This is a genomic window from uncultured Draconibacterium sp. (genome assembly GCF_913060805.1).
Classification (GTDB): domain Bacteria; phylum Bacteroidota; class Bacteroidia; order Bacteroidales; family Prolixibacteraceae; genus Draconibacterium.
Map to the genome: position 1 here is coordinate 1 of NZ_CAJXTC010000021.1, position 16,344 is coordinate 16,344.

General features: G+C 42.2%; 15 protein-coding genes. 10 read left to right on the forward strand and 5 right to left on the reverse strand.

Annotated elements, in window-relative coordinates:
* Positions 1 to 94: 94 nt before the first annotated feature.
* Together lptB and tatC are read right to left on the reverse strand one after the other, a co-directional pair.
* Positions 95 to 817 carry an LPS export ABC transporter ATP-binding protein gene (gene lptB, locus QZ576_RS13560; RefSeq protein ID WP_367270492.1) on the reverse strand — a complete coding sequence of 241 codons (723 nt, stop codon included), beginning with the start codon at positions 815 to 817 and terminating at the stop codon, positions 95 to 97.
* Positions 818 to 849: 32 nt separating this feature from the next.
* Positions 850 to 1,698, reverse strand: coding sequence for a twin-arginine translocase subunit TatC (gene tatC / locus QZ576_RS13565; protein WP_297098057.1), 849 nt, complete (start codon positions 1,696 to 1,698; stop codon positions 850 to 852).
* 224 nt (positions 1,699 to 1,922) lie between these two features.
* Between tatC and recQ the strand changes: the two genes are divergently transcribed.
* Both recQ and ahcY read left to right on the forward strand, forming a co-directional pair.
* On the forward strand, positions 1,923 to 4,109 hold the full coding sequence (gene recQ / locus QZ576_RS13570) for a DNA helicase RecQ (RefSeq protein ID WP_297098059.1): 2,187 nt from the start codon (positions 1,923 to 1,925) through the stop codon (positions 4,107 to 4,109).
* A gap of 239 nt (positions 4,110 to 4,348) precedes the next feature.
* Positions 4,349 to 5,767 carry an adenosylhomocysteinase gene (gene ahcY / locus QZ576_RS13575; RefSeq protein ID WP_297098061.1) on the forward strand — a complete coding sequence of 473 codons (1,419 nt, stop codon included), beginning with the start codon at positions 4,349 to 4,351 and terminating at the stop codon, positions 5,765 to 5,767.
* 51 nt (positions 5,768 to 5,818) lie between these two features.
* Here ahcY and QZ576_RS13580 read toward each other — a convergent pair whose 3' ends face one another.
* Complete coding sequence (locus QZ576_RS13580; RefSeq protein ID WP_297098063.1) at positions 5,819 to 6,262, reverse strand: hypothetical protein; 444 nt, start codon at positions 6,260 to 6,262, stop codon at positions 5,819 to 5,821.
* Between the two features lie 112 nt (positions 6,263 to 6,374).
* Here QZ576_RS13580 and QZ576_RS13585 point away from each other — a divergent pair, with 112 nt between their 5' ends.
* The 6 genes from QZ576_RS13585 to QZ576_RS13610 all read left to right on the forward strand — a co-directional run bounded on the left by QZ576_RS13585 (position 6,375) and on the right by QZ576_RS13610 (position 13,061).
* The gene (locus QZ576_RS13585; protein WP_297098065.1) at positions 6,375 to 6,764 is read left to right on the forward strand and encodes a hypothetical protein; all 390 of its coding nucleotides are present in this window, start codon (positions 6,375 to 6,377) and stop codon (positions 6,762 to 6,764) included.
* Positions 6,765 to 6,927: 163 nt separating this feature from the next.
* A complete protein-coding gene (greA, locus tag QZ576_RS13590; protein ID WP_297098067.1) occupies positions 6,928 to 7,401 on the forward strand; it encodes a transcription elongation factor GreA in 474 nt (157 codons plus the stop codon).
* Positions 7,402 to 7,407: 6 nt separating this feature from the next.
* Positions 7,408 to 7,803: an HIT family protein gene (locus QZ576_RS13595; RefSeq protein ID WP_297098069.1), complete on the forward strand. Its 396-nt coding sequence runs from the start codon at positions 7,408 to 7,410 to the stop codon at positions 7,801 to 7,803.
* A gap of 119 nt (positions 7,804 to 7,922) precedes the next feature.
* Positions 7,923 to 11,570 (forward strand): DNA polymerase III subunit alpha, encoded by a 3,648-nt coding sequence (gene dnaE / locus QZ576_RS13600; RefSeq protein ID WP_297098071.1) that lies wholly within the window; start codon positions 7,923 to 7,925, stop codon positions 11,568 to 11,570.
* Positions 11,571 to 11,615: 45 nt separating this feature from the next.
* On the forward strand, positions 11,616 to 11,933 hold the full coding sequence (trxA, locus tag QZ576_RS13605; RefSeq protein WP_297098073.1) for a thioredoxin: 318 nt from the start codon (positions 11,616 to 11,618) through the stop codon (positions 11,931 to 11,933).
* Positions 11,934 to 12,131: 198 nt separating this feature from the next.
* Positions 12,132 to 13,061, forward strand: coding sequence for a DUF58 domain-containing protein (locus QZ576_RS13610; protein WP_297098075.1), 930 nt, complete (start codon positions 12,132 to 12,134; stop codon positions 13,059 to 13,061).
* A gap of 35 nt (positions 13,062 to 13,096) precedes the next feature.
* Here the strand turns inward: QZ576_RS13610 and QZ576_RS13615 are convergent, their stop codons facing one another.
* Together QZ576_RS13615 and QZ576_RS13620 are read right to left on the reverse strand one after the other, a co-directional pair.
* A complete protein-coding gene (locus QZ576_RS13615) occupies positions 13,097 to 13,585 on the reverse strand; it encodes a threonine/serine exporter family protein (RefSeq protein WP_297098077.1) in 489 nt (162 codons plus the stop codon).
* Between the two features lies 1 nt (position 13,586).
* A complete protein-coding gene (locus QZ576_RS13620) occupies positions 13,587 to 14,354 on the reverse strand; it encodes a threonine/serine exporter ThrE family protein (RefSeq protein ID WP_297098078.1) in 768 nt (255 codons plus the stop codon).
* Between the two features lie 171 nt (positions 14,355 to 14,525).
* Between QZ576_RS13620 and QZ576_RS13625 the strand changes: the two genes are divergently transcribed.
* Both QZ576_RS13625 and QZ576_RS13630 read left to right on the forward strand, forming a co-directional pair.
* Positions 14,526 to 14,837 (forward strand): magnesium chelatase domain-containing protein, encoded by a 312-nt coding sequence (locus QZ576_RS13625; RefSeq protein ID WP_297098080.1) that lies wholly within the window; start codon positions 14,526 to 14,528, stop codon positions 14,835 to 14,837.
* Entirely contained in the window at positions 14,837 to 16,063 is a 1,227-nt protein-coding gene (locus QZ576_RS13630; protein ID WP_297098082.1) for a YifB family Mg chelatase-like AAA ATPase, read from the forward strand. Before QZ576_RS13625 ends, QZ576_RS13630 begins: the two co-directional genes overlap by 1 nt.
* Positions 16,064 to 16,344 lie beyond the last annotated feature (281 nt).

Consider the following 16,344-nt stretch of genomic DNA (forward strand, 5'->3'; position numbering starts at 1 on the left):
CGTTTAAAGCGCCGTTTTTATTTTAGCGCTGCAAAGGAAAGAAACATTTTTTAATCTGCAAACAAAAAAATAAAAAATTTGCAAAAAATGTATTTTAGCGCAATTCGAAGTTCTGACCAAGGTATACACGACGCACATCTTCGTCGGCTGCGAGCTCATCTGCACTACCTGCTTTTAATATATTTCCTTCGAAAAGGAGATACGAGCGGTCGGTAATTCGCAGCGTTTCATGTACGTTGTGGTCGGTTATCAGCACACCGATATTTTTTTCCTTCAGTTTCATTACAATTTGCTGGATGTCTTCAACCGCAATCGGGTCAACACCGGCAAACGGCTCATCAAGTAAAATAAATTTCGGATCGATGGCCAGTGCGCGTGCAATTTCTGTGCGGCGTCGCTCACCACCCGAAAGCTGAATACCTTTACTTTTTCGAATATGGTTTAAACTGAACTCGTCGAGTAGTGTTTCCAATTTTTCTTTTTGGTACTCTTTTGAATAATCGGTCATTTCCAAAACAGCACGAAGATTATCTTCAATACTTAGTTTGCGGAAAACCGATGCTTCCTGCGCCAGGTAGCCAATTCCATGCTGCGCACGTTTATACACCGGAAGTTTTGTAATGTCTTTGTCATCAAGAAAGATCTTTCCTGAAAACGGCTGAATCAACCCAACAATCATATAAAATGACGTGGTTTTTCCGGCTCCATTAGGACCTAATAAACCCACAATTTCGCCTTGCTCAACCTGAAAACTTACTCCTTTTACTACGGTTCTTTTTCGGTATTTTTTAACGATATTTTCTGCTCGAAGAATCATAATGGTTCAAATAACGTCAATTTTTGACGGAATTACATGGCTTCCATCTCTTTTTCACGATTTTTAACTACGCGCCTTGAGATTACAATTCCAATTTCGTAAAGGAAAACCAGCGGGAAACAAACCATTACCTGGCTAAAAATATCGGGTGGAGTAATAATTGCCGAAAGCAGCAACATTACAACATAGGCATGTCGTCGGTATGTTTTCATAAACTGTGGTGTGAGTATTCCTACCTTACTTAAGAAGTAAGAGAAGATTGGAATTAGGAAAACCACTCCGGCAGCTAGCGAAATTGATGTAACCGACCCGATATACGATCGGAGGTTAATCGTGTTTTCTACCTCGCTACTTACCTGGTAGGTTCCTAAAAAGTGAATGGATAACGGCACAATTAAATAGTAACCGAACAAAATACCCATTAAAAATAGTATTGATGTAAAGAACACAGCACCACCGGCATGTTTACGTTCGTTTTCGTATAAAGCAGGTTTTATAAAACGCCAGAATTCGTAGAAAACAACGGGCGAGGCCATAATAAAACCTGCAATAATCGACACCATAATATGAGTAGAAAACTGCCCTGCAATTTTTATACTCTGCATTTTTAATGGTACCTGATTAATTTTTACGGCTTCCGATCCTACAAGGTCGCCCAGCTTGGCGAACATACGGTTAGTCCAAAAGTCGGGCATCCGCGGACTGAGAATGACCACATCGAAAATAAACGATTTCATAACAAATGCAACGATGGCAAAAATAACAATGGCCGCAGACGACCTGATAATGTGCCAACGAAGTATCTCCAGGTGTTCAAGGAAGGACATTTCTCCCTTCGAACTTTCTTCCCCTTGTTTTTTGGTAGTACGTTCTTCGCTCATGAATTCTGGTTTTCAAAAAAACTTCACAAATGTACACGAATTTTTCGCATTTAAAATCTCAAATATTACTTATATATTGCACTGCTCAAACTTTTCACATAATGTTAGTCTCTATTAAATACATCAAATTTTAAAATATAAAATTTATTAAATTGTATTGCCATTTTGCTTACTTTTAATAATTTAGAATTTGCTTATGCTACAGAATTTGGGAGATTGAACATATGAGTAAAAAAGTTGTATTAGCAGAAGAGTTGCAGCGTTTTTTTGGATTTGACCGTTTTAAAGGGCAACAGGAAGAGGCGATTAAAAGTGTGATGGATGGAAAAGACACCTTTGTGTTAATGCCAACAGGAGGTGGAAAGTCGTTAATTTATCAGTTACCGGCTTTGATTTTGGAAGGCACGGCAATTGTAATTTCTCCGTTAATAGCCCTGATGAAAAATCAGGTAGATGCGATTCGTGGAACACATGCCGAAGACAGCGTTGCTCATTTTCTGAATTCTTCGCTATCGAAAGCAGCCATCACTCAGGTAAAAGAAGACGTGCTGGCCGGAAAAACAAAACTACTTTATGTTGCTCCCGAGTCGTTGACAAAAGAAGAGAACATTGAATTCCTAAAGCAAATAAAGATATCGTTTTACGCCATTGATGAGGCGCATTGTATTTCGGAGTGGGGACACGATTTCAGACCGGAGTACCGACGCATAAAACCAATTGTTGAAGAAATTGGCAAGTCGCCGATTGTTGCACTTACTGCTACCGCAACTGCAAAGGTTCAGCACGATATTCAAAAGAACCTGGGCATTTTGGATGCAAAGGTTTTTAAGGCGTCATTTAACCGCGAGAATCTTTACTACGAAGTGCGTCCGAAGGTGAAAACCGAAACGCAGATCATAAAATTCATAAAACAAAACGAAGGTAAATCGGGCATTATATATTGTCTGAGCCGGAAGAAAGTTGAGGAGCTGGCCGAAACCCTGCAGGTGAACGGTATAAAAGCTCTTGCTTATCATGCTGGTATGGATGCCGCCACCCGCTCGGGAAATCAGGATAAATTTCTGATGGAAGAAGTGGATGTAATTGTAGCTACTATTGCTTTTGGAATGGGAATCGATAAACCCGACGTGCGTTTTGTAATTCACTACGATATTCCAAAAAGTCTGGAAGGTTATTATCAGGAAACCGGGCGTGCCGGCCGCGATGGTGGCGAAGGTCAATGCATTACTTTTTACAGTTATAAAGACATTCAGAAGCTGGAGAAATTTATGCACGGAAAACCGGTTGCCGAGCAGGAAATAGGTAAACAACTTTTACTCGACACTGTTTCGTATGCCGAGTCGGCCATTTGTCGACGTATTATATTATTGCATTATTTTGGCGAACATTACAGAACTGATAATTGTGGGAATTGCGATAACTGTTTGAATCCGAAAGAGCAGATTGAAGCGAAAGATGAAATTGTTACCGCACTGAAAGCGATTCTTGAAGTAAATGAGAAATACAAAGGCGACCATATTGCCAACATCCTGATTGGAAACAGTACGGCTGCCATAAAATCGTTTAAGCACTACACGCTTAAATCGTTTGGTACAGGAAAAGAACACGACGAACGTTTCTGGAATGCCGTGTTCCGCCAGTCGATGGTTGCCGGGATTATCAATAAAGACATTGAAAATTACGGTTTGCTGAAAGTGACACCGAAAGGACACGAGTTCCTGGAAAAACCACATAGTTTTATGTTGGTGAAAAACCACGAATATGAAGAAGAGGATGACTCGGCAAGTTCAGGAGGTGCTCCATCGGGGGGTGCAAGTGGCGATCCACAGTTGTTTGCCATGTTAAAGGACTTGCGAAAAAAAATTGCCAAAAAGCACAATTTGCCGCCGTTCGTAATCTTCCAGGATCCGTCGTTGGCTGATATGTCGATTCAATATCCTGTAACTACTGAAGAGTTGCAAAATATTCAGGGAGTTGGGCAAGGAAAAGCCCGACGCTATGGTAAAGATTTTGCGAAGCTGATTAAAACGTATGTGGATGAAAATGAGATTGAACGCCCTGAAGATTTGGTGGTGCGCACCGTGGCCAACAAATCTAAAATGAAGGTGTTTATTATTCAGAGTATCGACCGCAAATTGTCGTTTGAAGATATTGCCGACTCAAAAGGAATTGAAGTAAGCGATGTGATCGGCGAGGTGGAAGCGATTGTTAATTCGGGCACAAAATTAAACATCGATTATTACATTGAAGATGTGATCGATGAAGATCATCAGGAAGATATTTTTGAATATTTCCGCGAGGCTGAAACCGACTCTATTCAGGACGCCCTGGATGAATTAGGCGAGGAAGAATACTCGGAAGATGACATTCGGTTGATGCGCGTTAAATTCTTCTCCGACCTTGGTAACTAATCCTTATCATTGATTTTCAACTTTTTTGTGGCAGAAATTGTTATTTTTGCACGCCTTTTTATTCGTAAAACTCAGATTTCAAAAACGTAGTGTATTGAAATATGTAAGTTGAACGAATCCCGATAGCGCAGCTCATCGGGATATTTGAATGCATTTGATGAATGTTTTTCATCATTATGAAAGTGAATTTGGTACCTCGCTAAGAGGTGTTTCATTTGAAAAAATTAAAGTAATAAGATATGACTGTGTCAGTTCAGGAAAAACTAGATTACAAAGTAGCCGATATTTCATTGGCCGATTTTGGAAGAAAAGAAATTGAGATCGCGGAGAAAGAAATGCCGGGATTAATGGCCATCAGAGAAAAGTTTGGCCCGCGCAAACCGCTCGACGGCGTGCGTGTAATGGGTAGTTTGCACATGACTGTTCAAACTGCAGTTTTAATCGAAACTTTGGTTGCCCTTGGAGCAGATGTTCGTTGGGCAAGCTGTAACATATTTTCAACACAGGATCATGCGGCGGCGGCGATTGCAAAAGCCGGAGTTCCTGTATTTGCCTGGAAAGGTGAAACATTGGAAGAATACTGGTGGTGTACCCGCGAAGCAATGAGTTTCCCTGATGGAAAAGGTCCGCAATTGATTGTTGACGACGGTGGCGATGCTACCTTGTTGATTCACAAAGGTTATGCTGCAGAAAAAGATGCCAGTGTTTTGGATGTTGAAGCGTCAAGCGAAGAAGAAGAAGTAATCCTTGAGTTGCTGAAAACAACATTAAAAGAAGATAATCAGAAATGGCACCGCACGGTAGCCGAATGGAAAGGGGTTTCGGAAGAAACTACAACCGGAGTACATCGTTTATATCAGATGGCTGAGAAAAACGAATTGCTGGTTCCTGCCATTAATGTTAACGATTCGGTAACCAAATCGAAATTCGATAACCTGTACGGATGTCGCGAATCGCTGGCCGATGGTATTAAACGTGCTACCGATGTAATGATTGCCGGGAAAGTGGTTGTTGTTGCCGGTTATGGCGATGTTGGTAAAGGTTGTGCACACTCGATGCGTAGTTATGGAGCGCGTGTAATCGTTACCGAAATTGATCCGATTTGTGCGTTGCAGGCGGCCATGGAAGGGTTCGAAGTAAAAACGATGGAAGATGCATTGGCTGAAGGAAACATTTATGTTACCACTACCGGAAACTGCGATGTAATCACTGCCGAGCACATGGCAAATATGAAAGATCAGTCGATCGTTTGTAATATTGGCCACTTCGACAATGAAATTCAGGTTGCCAAAATGGAAAAATGGCCGGGAATCGAAAAAGTAAACATCAAACCACAGGTTGATAAATATACTTACGAAGATGGACATTGCATTTATTTATTGGCCGAAGGTCGTTTGGTGAACCTCGGATGTGCTACCGGACACCCGTCGTTTGTAATGAGTAACTCGTTTACCAACCAGTCGCTGGCACAAATTGATTTGTGGGAGAACAACTACGAAGTTGGTGTTTACACTTTATCAAAAAAGCTGGATGAGGAAGTTGCCCGTTTGCATTTAGCACAAATTGGTGTAAAATTGACTGAGCTTACCGAAAAGCAAGCTTCTTACCTGGGCGTTTCGAAAGAAGGTCCGTTTAAGCCGGAGCACTACAGATATTAAAAAGAAATTTTATCAGATAGAAAATGGGTTTCACTTTTGTGGAGCCCATTTTTAATTGTATACGCGGAGCATATTTCCGCTAAGCGAAGTGTTGTACTGTTTTAACGGAGCAGCTGCCGGACCTTTTGTTGGTGTTCCTCCAATAAAAATAAATTCCGATTCGCAACACGAGCATTTTCCTACAGCGCCTTCGTTTGCTACCCTGCATGATGGACTAATTTCGTTGGTGCAAGCCGCATCAAAAGCATAATACGAGCCTTCTATTTCGCAATAAATAATAACGCCTCCAAATCCCTGGTTCGGGAAATAGGCCGAGTTGCCCGGCACGGTTAGTTCGTTAAAAAGGTTAAGGTCGATATTTAACCCTACCCAAACATCCGGAATTTCCGAATCGATCTCGTTGCACGACGAATACATAAAAAAAGTAAATGTAATAAGAAACAAATACTTCATCCCTGAATAAACCGACTTCCTGCTGTTGCTCTTATTTTGCATGATGCTAACTTTGTTTTATTATTCTTTAACGCGAAAGTTTTTATTTCCGTGCGCGTTTCGTACTTTTATAAACTGAACAGCCAAAAGTACAATTTATTGCTGATAGAAAATTATGGATGATATAGTTGTTATCATACTGACGCTTATAGTTGCCGTTTTTGGCATCCTAAATAAAACGCGTAAAAAGAATGCCGCGTCCGGACAACCAGCTCCTCCGGCCGACGATACGCAGAATTTTTGGGAGATGCTGATGGATGACAATGAAGATGTTCCTTACCAGCCGCAGCCGCAGGTTATTCAGGAGGAAGTAGTAAAACCTGAGCCGGTTCGGGAGGCTAAGCCAAAATTCGAATACAGTACCGAAGCAAAAAAATCGGCGCCGCTAAAACCAAAAATGAAACGGACAGAAAAATCGAAAAAGGGGGTGTTGATAATGGGCGAGAAGTTTTCGCTGAAGAAAGCCGTGATATATAGTGAGATTATCAATAGAAAATATGTCTAACTGCGTAAAAATCACCCATTTTCGATATTTTTTTGCTTAGAATATTTTAATATTCAAGAAATTATATAATTTTGCATTAGGAAGAGTTCCGGGCAAATCGGGGTTCTTTCTATTTTTTTATGCCTACTTAAAGGCGAAACAATTAAATAAAGGAGGATACAAAATGTCCGAAGTAACATATTTGACGAAAGACGGATTAGAAAAGCTGAAGAAAGAGCTGGAGCACTTGATGACTGTTGAGCGCCCAAAAATTTCGAAGCAGATTGGCGAGGCCATTGAAAAGGGTGATATCTCGGAAAATGCCGAGTACGATGCAGCAAAAGATGCCCAGGGTATGCTTGAAGCTAAAATTGCCCAGATAAAAAATAAAGTGGCCAATGCTCGTATTCTCGACGAGTCGAAAATTGACACATCACAAGTTCAGATTCTGAATAAAGTAACGATCAAGAACAAAAAGAATAATGCTACCATGCAGTATACTTTGGTTCCCGAAAGTGAAGCGAATCTGAAAGAGGGAAAGTTGTCGGTAGAAACGCCAATTGCCAAAGGTTTGATGGGCAAAAAAGTTGGCGATGTGGTTGAAATTAAAGTTCCGTCAGGAGTTATACCTTTTGAGATAGTAGAAATTTCACTTTAAAAAATAATGGCAAGCATTTTTACAAAAATTATCAATGGTGAGATCCCCTCTTACAAAGTAGCTGAGGACGAGAATTACTTTGCTTTTCTCGATATCTTCCCAACTGCAAAAGGACACACTTTGGTAATTCCGAAAAAAGAGGTAGACTACCTTTTTGATTTGGATGATGAAACCTACGCCGGGTTACAAATGTTTGCCAAAAAAGTATCCAAAGGATTGGAAAAAGCTGTTCCCTGCAAAAAAGTAGGAGTAATGGTTTTGGGTCTTGAGGTGCCACATGCACACATTCATTTGGTGCCCATGCAAAGCGAACACGATTTGCTGAACTTTGCCGACAAAACAAAATTCCCTCCAGAGGAAATGGAGCAACTGGCAAAGCTCATCGCCGAAAATATTGACTAGCGCCCTGATCGAACATCAGGGCTTTTTTTTGCTCCAAAAATTCCATCAAAAATTATTAACATCACCTGCATAAGGGGGAGAGAATTGGTATCTTTAAAAACTTTTTTAGCACAGTTTTTATGGTTCCATTTACGCATTTACACGTACACTCGCAATACTCAATTCTCGACGGAGCTGCCAGCATCAGCGACCTGGTAGGCAAAGCAAAATCGGATAATATGCCGGCTTTGGCTTTAACCGATCACGGATCAATGTTTGGTATCAAAGAGTTTCATGCCGCCTGTTCGAAGGCTGAGATTAAACCGATTTTAGGGTGTGAAACTTATGTGGCTTCCCGCACGATTAAAGATAAAAGCGATAAGGTCGACCGCTCGGGGCATCACCTTATTTTGCTGGCAAAAAACAGAACAGGATATATCAACCTGATCAAGCTAATATCGACTGCCAGCACAACCGGTTTTTATTATAAACCGCGTATTGATAAAGAGCTGCTCGAGAAACATCACGAAGGATTGATTGCATCGTCGGCCTGTTTGGGAGGCGAGATTCCGCAGCATATAATGGCCAATAACCTTAAAGCAGCCGAGGAGGCCGTCCTCTGGTATAAAAACCTGTTTGGCGAGGATTACTACCTGGAATTGATGCGACATCCGGCGCAATCGCAACGCGAACGCGAGGAGGTTTACGACTGGCAGGTAAAAGTAAATAAGCAACTGGTTCCGCTGGCAAAAAGGTTGGGTGTGAAACTAATTGCTACCAACGATATTCACTTCACAAACGAATCGGATGCAGAAGCGCATGATTTGTTGATCTGCCTAAATACCGGGAAAGATTTCGACGATCCGAACCGGATGCGTTACACCAAACAAGAGTGGTTTAAAACGCAGGCCGAAATGAATGAGCTTTTTAAAGACATTCCGGAGGCGCTGGCAAACACCAACGAAATTGCCGAAAAAATTGAGCCTTTTGAGTTGAATGCCTCGCCGATTATGCCGGTGTTCCCCATTCCTGAAGAAATTGGAACAGAAGAAGGTTTTAAGGAGAAATATTCAGAGGCTGATTTGCGCAAGGAATTTGGCGATTCGGCATTCGAACGCCTTGGCGGATACGATAAGGTAATTCGTGTGAAACTGGAATCGGCGTTTTTGGAGCACCTTACTTTCGAAGGGGCAAAAGAACGTTATGGAGACCCGCTTGAAAAAAGTGTGGAAGAACGCCTGATTTTTGAGCTGAATACCATTAAGACAATGGGTTATCCCGGTTACTTCCTTATCACACAGGATTTTATTAACTGGGCAAAAGATAACGGCGTGATCGTTGGTCCGGGACGTGGATCGGCTGCCGGTGCGGCAGTATCGTATTGCGCCGGAATTACCAACATCGACCCGATTAAATACGACCTGCTGTTCGAGCGTTTCCTGAACCCTGACCGTATATCGCTTCCCGATGTCGATATCGACTTTGATGATGACGGGCGACAACTGGTACTGGAATATGTTACCGACAAATACGGGCAGGACAAAGTGGCGCACATTTGTACATTCGGTACGATGGCTACCAAGTCGTCGATCCGTGATGTGGCGCGTGTGTTAAAACTGCCATTACCCGAAGCCGACCGTTTGGCAAAGTTGGTGCCCGAGGCTCCGAAAATGAGTTTCAAAAAGGCTTTTAAAGAAAGTCCCGATTTGGCACGGGAAAAAGATTCACCTATTCCATTGGTTGTTGATACGCTGACTTATGCTGAAAAGCTGGAAGGATCGGTGCGAAATACCGGGGTGCATGCCTGTGGAATCCTGATCAGTCGCGATCCGCTGACCGATCATATTCCGTTGATGCCTACCAAAGACGAAGAACATCTGCTAACAACGCAGTATGATGGTCGTTTTGTGGAAGACATCGGTTTGCTGAAAATGGACTTCCTGGGGTTGAAAACCTTGTCGATTATAAAAGAGTGTCTGGAAAACATCAAACTGTCGAAAGGAATTGAAGTGCCGATAAACGAAATTCCGCTCGATGATGAGAAGACATTCGAGCTTTTTAGTCATGGCGAAACCACGGCTATCTTCCAGTTTGAATCGGACGGAATGAAAAAACACCTGCGCGATTTGAAGCCAAACCGCTTTGAAGATTTGGTGGCCATGAACGCGCTCTATCGTCCGGGACCAATGGAATACATTCCGAATTACATTGCGCGTAAACACGGTCGGGAGAAAGTGGATTATGATGTGCCAATGATGGAAGAATACCTGAGCGACACCTATGGTATTACCGTTTTTCAGGAGCAAGTGATGTTACTCTCGCGTTTGCTGGCCGGCTTTACCCGAGGCGACTCGGATACGCTGCGTAAGGCGATGGGTAAAAAGATTATGTCGGTGATGGAAAAGCTTAAAGTTAAGTTTGTTGATGGTTGTAAAGCCAACCGGCAGTTTGTTGACGAATGCAAAAACAGAGGAAAAGATACTGAGGAAGTAATTAATAAAATATGGAAAGACTGGGAGGCGTTTGCTTCGTATGCATTCAACAAATCGCACTCGGTTTGTTATGCTTACATTGCCTACCAAACCGGTTTCCTGAAAGCACATTATCCGGCAGAGTTTATGGCTGCCAACCTTAGCCGAAACCTCAATAATATTGTCGATATCACCAAGTTGATGAACGAGTGCAAACGCATGAACTTAAATGTGTTTGGCCCGGATATTAACGAGAGTTTTATCAAATTTACGGCAAACAAAGAAGGCGATATTCGTTTTGGAATGGGGGCTATTAAAGGGGTTGGTTCCGGAGCGGTTCAGCACATTATTAACGTGCGTAACGAACGCGGTCATTTTAAAACCATTTACGAATTGGTGGAGCACGTAAACTTACAGGCCGTTAACAAAAAGAACCTCGAGGCGCTTGCAATGGCAGGTGCTTTCACAAATTTGGAAGGGGTAAACCGCAGTTGCTTTTTTGCCGGCGAAAATGAAAACGACGATACCAATTTTATCGAAAAACTGATTCGATATGGTAACCGCGTTCAGCTTGAAGCAAACAGTGCACAACAAAGTCTGTTTGGTGGAATGGGAGGCGGACAGGATATTCAAAAACCGCCAATTCCAAAAGTTGACGAGTGGGCAAAACTAATTCTGCTGGAGAAAGAGAAGAACCTGATCGGTATTTATTTAACTGCACATCCGCTCGACGATTACCGTTTGGAAATTACCAATTTCTGCTCGAGAGATGTGGCGCTGAAAGACCTGAACAACGATATCTCGAAATATCAGGGTAAGGATTTTACTTTTGGCGGAATGGTAACTGCAGCGCGCGAGGGGCAGTCGAAAAACGGAAATATGTATGCCGTTATGACGCTTACGGACTACACCGATTCAAAAGAACTTTTCTTCTTTGGGAATGACTATGTAAACTTTAGTAAGTTCTGCAAAGTGGGAATTTTTATTATGGTAAAAGGCTCGGTAAAACAGCGTTTTAACAGCGATTTTTACGAGTACAAAGTGAACAGCATTGAACTGCTCGACGATGTGCGCGAGAAATACATTAAAAGTTTAACTATTAACGTGCCGCTAAAAGCATTGACTGAAGACTTCGTAAAACGTGTCGATCAGATGGCCGGTGAATACAAGGGAAAGGCGCTGCTGAAGTTTAATGTTTTTGATCCCGAGAACAATATGTACATTGAAATGTTTTCAAGAACTACAAGGGTAAATCCTTTGGATAGTTTTCTGAACTTTTTTGATGAACAACCGGAAATGAGTTACAGAATTAATTAGTTTTGTAGAACTGAGAAACGATATACAATAATAAAAAATAGTGATATGGCTTTAGAAATTACAGATGCCAATTTTGAAGAATTGGTAATGAGTTCGGACAAACCGGTGATGATCGATTTTTGGGCAGTTTGGTGTGGCCCTTGCAGAATGATTGCACCGATTGTTGAAGAAATGTCTGCTGAGTACGAAGGCAAAGCAGTGATTGGCAAAGTTGATGTTGACAACAACCAGGATGTAGCAATGAAATACGGAATCAGAAACATTCCTACAGTATTGTTTGTGAAAAACGGCGAAGTGGTTGACAAACAAGTTGGTGCTGCTCCAAAACAAGCTTTTGTTGACAAGCTTAACGCGCTGCTGTAATAGCATTTTTATCTGAGCTGTCATTTCGACGACGCAGGAGGAGAAATCTTTTTCAATAAAAGATCCGGCTTTTCTTGCTACCCGAAATGACAGTTTTTATTTTGAATTACCAGACTTCGACTTCGCTCTGTCTGACTGTCACCCTGAGCCGAATCGAAGGGTGTTCAATAAAACGACATCGCTTTTCTTTTCATCATTTTGAAGAACCTGATCGACATAGAACAATTTCACCGTTTCGATAATCTGGGGCTGGTTGCTCACGAGGTTGTTGAAGGTTTTATTACCGGTTTGCACCGAAGTCCGTTTCATGGATTTTCGGTTGAATTTGCTGAACACCGGTTGTACAATCAAGGTGAATCGACCAAACACGTCGACTGGAAATTGTATGCTCGAACCGACAAACTTTTCGTAAAACAGTACGAAGAGGAAACCAACCTGCGTTGTCAGTTGGTTGTCGATACTTCTTCATCCATGTTGTTCCCTTATACAAAAGGGAAAAAGCATTTACACAATAAACTGGCTTTCTCGGTTTACACGGCTTCCGCACTTATTTACCTGATGCGCAAACAGCGCGATGCAGTTGGATTGACACTTTTTTCCGACGAAATTGAGTTTCATTCTTCGCCACGAATTTCATCGGTAAATGCCGAAGTGATGTACGGAAAACTTTCGGAGCTCATTCAGCCCGAAAATGCCAGTTTGAGAAAAACCACCAACACCACGCAGGTACTTCACCAAATTGCCGAGAATATTCATAAACGGTCGCTGGTAATTATTTTCAGCGACATGCTCGACAGCTCGAAAAACGACGAGTTGTTTTCGGCACTGCAACACTTGCGTTACAACAAACACGAGGTTATTCTTTTTCATGTAACCGATCATTCGTTAGAGCGTGAATTCGATTTTAGTAATCGTCCGCACAAGTTTGTTGATTTGGAGAGTGGGCAGGTTGTTAAGTTCAATCCATCGGAAGTAAAAGAGCATTACACCAATACGGTTAGCGATTATTTCGAAGACCTGAAAGTAAAGTGCGGGCAATACCAAATCGATTTGGCCGAAGCCGACATCAACAAAGATTTTAAAGAGGTTTTATTTTCTTATCTGGTAAAACGTAAGAAGTTATATTAGTCGAATTTAGCTTCTACCTCGCGAACTACGACGCTCTAATTCGTAGTCTCCTTCAATTTTTTTATCGTTTCTTTTCTACTGATCAACATGGGTATCGATACGCCAATAGCCAGCGAAATAAGTATGAAAATCATTTTTGCACCGTTGTTAACTGTATCGATAAGTGTTTGTATATAAACGTCTTTGTCCTCAAGATCAATAAGTGCGATAAATCCTAACATCATCCGGTAAGCAAAAGCTCCCGGTACCATTGGAATCACTCCCGGGATAGAAAAAATCAGTGGCGGGCTTTTTTTCATATGCGCCATTTGTATGCTGATAATTCCTATGAGTGATGCGCCGATAAACGATGCTAAAACAATTCCGATTCCCAAAAACATGCTGCCAAATTTTATAAATCCGCCGATGGCACCCATTGCTCCAATGGGGAAAAGTGTACGTTTGGGCACATTAAAAAGAATGGCGAAACCTACGGCTGCAATGCCCGACCAAAAAGCTTTTGTTAGTATTTCGAGTACTATCATGTCAGAAATTTAAGATCATTCTTGAAGTAAAAAGTCCGAATGCAATTGCAAAAGCAATCATTAATCCATTAATCGCCCGAACAACACCGTTTTGAATATTGCCGTCAATCATATCGGTTACCGAATTTATCAGTGGTATTCCGGGAACCAGGAAAAGCACCGACGTTGCAACGGCTTTCTCGGGATCGGCGCCAATTTCGAAATGTTCCGATAATCCCGCAAGAAACGATGCCACCAAAGCGGCAAAAAACACACAGAGATAGGGATTGAAATTTTTGCGTGCAGCTTCCTGCCGAACGAAAAGCCCGGCAACAGTTGCAATAAACGAAACGCCCATGTTTAATGCATCGCCACCAAAAAGATTACAGAAGCCGGCACCGGCAGCACCTACCATTACTAACAGTAACCAGCGTGGATATTTGGGTAGCGATTTTAAGCGTTGTAATTCGTCTTTTATCTGCTCAACTCCCCAGTTCTGTTCTTTTACATTCCAGCTTAAATGGCTGATTCCGCTTACCATTTTAAAATTTGGGTGAAGCGGAGAGATTCGTTTCATGCGGCTAAAGAAGTACTGCTGATCCTTTTCAATAATGGTCAGCATCAAAGCCCGTTGTGTAATAAGTAACTCTATTCCATACCCGAGGCTTTGGGCAATTCTTTTCATCGTAACGCGTGTGCGGTGTGTACTGGCTCCTGAACTCATTAATAATGCACCGATCTCAAGAAGAGTATTCCCGGCCGACTGTGCATCTGCTACTGAATCTTTCATGCTGCTCATTCAAAGTTTAATTGAATACCATTGCAAAAGTAGTGCATTCTGTTGCAACTTGCCGGTAAATCGCTTGGTGCGCGAAAGTAAAGTAATATTCAGTAAACAATACAATTTTTAATGTCGGGTAAAATCATTAATTTTAGCTGATTATCAATAATATCCCCGTTTATGTTAGTTAAAACCTTCGGAAGCGCAGTTTTTGGAATCGATGCCACTACTATTACCATTGAAGTTGATGTAACCACCGGAATTAAATTCCTGCTTGTTGGCCTGCCCGACAGTGCTGTGAAAGAAAGTCAGCAACGCATTGAATCTGCATTGCGCTTAAATGGTTACAAATGGCCTAAAAAGAAAATCATTATTAACATGGCTCCGGCCGATATTCGGAAAGAAGGATCGGCGTACGATTTGCCGCTGGCTGCCGCTGTTTTGGCCGCATCGGGGCAAATTAATCACGTAAATTATCGAAGTATGTTTTAATGGGCGAACTATCTCTCGATGGAACTTTACAGCCCATAAAAGGCGTTTTGCCCATCGCTATTAATGCGCGAAAAGAAGAGTTTGAAGGCCTGATTCTGCCCAAACAAAACGCACGCGAAGCTGCCGTTGTCGACCGCTTGAAAGTTTATGGAGCAGAGAATATCAGCGAAGTAATCGACTTTTTAAACGACGAAGGAAGTTTGGAACAAACGGTAATTGATACTCGCGCTGAGTTTTATGCACAGGTGAATAATAATCCGCTCGATTTTTCAGATGTAAAAGGTCAAGAGAATGTAAAACGTGCTTTGGAAATTGCAGCGGCGGGAAGTCACAATATAATTTTGGTCGGCCCTCCCGGATCAGGAAAAACGATGTTAGCGAAACGGATTCCTACGGTATTGCCTCCGTTTTCGTTAAAAGAAGCACTGGAAACCACTAAGATTCATTCGGTGGTTGGAAAGATTGATAAAGAAACATCATTGATGACACGGCGGCCGTTCCGGAGTCCGCACCACACCATTTCTGACGTGGCGCTTGTTGGCGGCGGAAATTATCCACAACCGGGAGAAATTTCGTTGGCACACAATGGCGTTTTGTTTTTGGATGAATTGCCCGAGTTTAAACGAACAGTGCTGGAAGTAATGCGCCAGCCTCTGGAAGACCGGAATATTACCATTTCGCGGGCTAAGTTTTCGGTGGAATACCCGGCAAGTTTTATGCTGGTGGCTTCCATGAATCCGTGTCCGTGTGGATATTACAATCACCCCACAAAAGAGTGTGTTTGTGCGCCGGGAGTGGTGCAGAAATACCTCAATAAAATTTCGGGGCCGCTACTCGATCGTATCGATATTCACCTGGAAGTAGTTCCCGTGCCGTTCAAAAAATTGTCGGAAATGGAATCGTCGGAGAATAGTGAGGCCGTTCGCGATCGGGTGTTAACTGCCCGGAAAATTCAGGAGAAACGTTTTGCTGAACATCAGGGAGTTTACGCCAATGCACAAATGACCTCGAAACTGATACGCGAATATGTAGTGCTCGACAATGAAAGTAATAACCTGATTAAAAATGCAATGGATCGCCTTGGTCTTTCGGCCCGTGCTTACGACCGTATTCTAAAAGTATCGCGTACCATTGCCGACCTCGAGGGTGCGGAGCATGTGCAGGCCGATCATCTTTCGGAAGCCATTCATTACCGCAGTCTGGATCGGGAGAACTGGGGTGGGTAACCGCACCCTGGTGATGGTCTCACTCGAAGTGAGGCTATCACTCGAAAATGTTTTGGAACACTGATAACACTGATTTTGCTGATATCCGCTGAGAAGAAATTGCTTGCAGATTTCGCTGATTAGCGCAGAATGATATTAGGGTTCAGCGGTTTGTAACCGCTGAACGTATAAAACGAGCCTGGTGCTGTATATGTTATATCTATAAAGCCCCGGACTATTATCATGCACTCTGTCTTTTAAACAATAAGCTAATTTTATATCTTAGTGGTCTAAATCAATAA